Annotated in this window: 1 protein-coding gene; it reads right to left on the reverse strand. The window is 72.9% G+C overall.

Annotated elements, in window-relative coordinates:
- Positions 1 to 2,196, reverse strand: a 2,196-nt coding sequence (locus ACFFIA_RS31275; protein ID WP_377257717.1) for a non-ribosomal peptide synthetase, incomplete at its 3' end; no start/stop codon positions are given.
- Positions 2,197 to 2,222 lie beyond the last annotated feature (26 nt).

Genomic DNA, 2,222 nt, shown 5'->3' on the forward strand with positions numbered 1-2,222 from the left:
CAACCGCTGCTGCGCAAACGACAACGGCAACACACCACCACGCGACACCACCGGGATGGGGGCGGCCGCGGCGTCCGGCTCCCGGGCGTCGATACCCTCGGCCAGCTCGGCGATGGTGGGGTGGTCGAACAGCTCTCGCGGCGACAGGTCGACACCGAACACCTCACGCACCCGGGCCACCACCCGGATACTCAGGATCGAATCACCGCCCAGCTCGAAGAAGTTGTCCCGGACCCCCACCCGGGGCAGGCGCAGCAGGTCGGACCAGATGCCGGCGAGGGCGTGCTCCACCGGTGTTCCGGGGGCCACGTACTCGGCGGCGGAGCCGGCCGCGGCGTCCGGTGCGGGCAGCGCGCGGCGGTCCACCTTCCCGTTCGGCGAGAGCGGCAGCCGCTCCAGGACCATCACCACCGGCGGCACCATGTACTCCGGCACGGCCCGGCCGACGAAGGCGCGCAGCTCCGCCACGTCGACGGTGGCACCGCGAGCCGGGACGACGTAGCCGACCAGCCGCCGGGACGCCTCGTCACCGACGGTGGTGACGGCGGCCTCGGCCACCGCCGGATGGGCGGCCAGCACCGCCTCGACCTCGCCGAGCTCGATCCGGAAGCCCCGGATCTTCACCTGCGAGTCGGCCCGGCCGACGTACTGGACTGTGCCGTCGGGCAGCCACCGCGCCAGGTCACCGGTGCGGTACATGCGGGCCGGCTCCGCGCCCTCCGGGCTCTCGGCGAACGGGTCGCGGACGAACCGCTCCGCGGTCAGCTCCGGCCGGTGCAGGTATCCGGTGGCGAGCTGGACCCCGGCCAGGTAGAGCTCGCCGACCGCGCCGATCGGCACCGGCCGCAGCTCATCGTCGAGCACGTAGAGCCTGGTGTTCCACACCGGGCGGCCGATCCGGACCACGCCCTCCCGGTCGTCCGGGGTGCACCGCCACCAGGTGACGTCGACCGACGCCTCGGTGGGCCCGTACAGGTTGTCGAGCGGCGCGTCGAGCACCTGGCGGAACCGCTGCCACAGGGCCGCGGGCAGGGCCTCGCCGCTACAGATGACCTGGCGCAACGTCGTGCAGCCGGCCGCGGCGGGCTCTTCGACGAAAGCCTGAAGCATCGACGGGACGAAGTGGACGGTGGTGACCCGCTCGGCCTGGATGAGCGAGGCCAGGTACGCCGGGTCGGTGTGCCCGTGCGGCCGGGCCACCACGAGGGTGGCGCCGGCGAGCAGCGGCCAGAAGAACTCCCAGACCGACACGTCGAAGCTGGACGGTGTCTTCTGGAGCACCCGGTCGTCCGCGTCGAGACGGTACTCGTCCTGCATCCAGAGCAGCCGGTTGACGATCCCCCGGTGGGGTACGACGACACCCTTGGGCCGGCCGGTGGAGCCGGAGGTGTAGATGACGTACGCCGGGGACGCCCCGTCCAGGCCGGCGCGGTCGACGGGGGTGGTGGGCCGCTCGCGCAGCGCCACGACGACGTGCTCCCCGCCGATCAGCAGCGCCGGCACCGACGATGGCAGCGCGGCGGCCGTCTCACCGTCGACGATCGCCACGACCGGGGCGGCGTCCGCCATCATGTACCGGACCCGGTCGGCCGGGTAGTCCGGGTCGACCGGCAGGTACGCCCCGCCGGCCTTGTGCACGGCGTACAGCGCGACGATGAGATCCAGCGAGCGCGGCAGCGCCACCGCGGCCAGGGTGCCCGGCGTGACCCCGACTTCGCGCAGGTGGTGGGCGAGCTGGTTGGCGCGCGCGTCCAACTCCGCGTACGTGAGCGACGCGCCCTCGAAGCGCACGGCGGTCGCCTCCGGCGTCCGGCCCACCTGCTCCTCGAAGAGGTCCGGGAGGCACCGGCCGGCCAGCGGGTGCACGACCGCGGTGTCGTTCCACCCGTCGATGACCTGGTGGTGCTCCGCCTCGGTGAGCACCGGCAGGGCGGAGACCGGCCGCTCCGGGTCGGCGGCCATCGCATCGAGGATCACGCCCAGATGCCTGGCCATCCGCTCCACCGTCGCGGCGTCGAAGAGCGCCGGGTCGTAGGTGAGGCTCATCGCGAGTTCGTCGTCGCCCGGATACGCGAGCAGGTTGAGCGGGAAGCTGGTGCTCTCGACGCCGACCAGGTCACGCATCCGCAGGCCGTACTCGTCGGCGACTGTCGCGTCGGCCGGGAAGTTTTCGAAGACGACGATGCTGTCGAACAAACCGGCGCCCTGCGACACCCCAGCCC

Origin of the sequence: Phytohabitans kaempferiae, from assembly GCF_042433955.1 — a bacterium.
Classification (GTDB): Bacteria; Actinomycetota; Actinomycetes; order Mycobacteriales; family Micromonosporaceae; genus Phytohabitans; species Phytohabitans kaempferiae.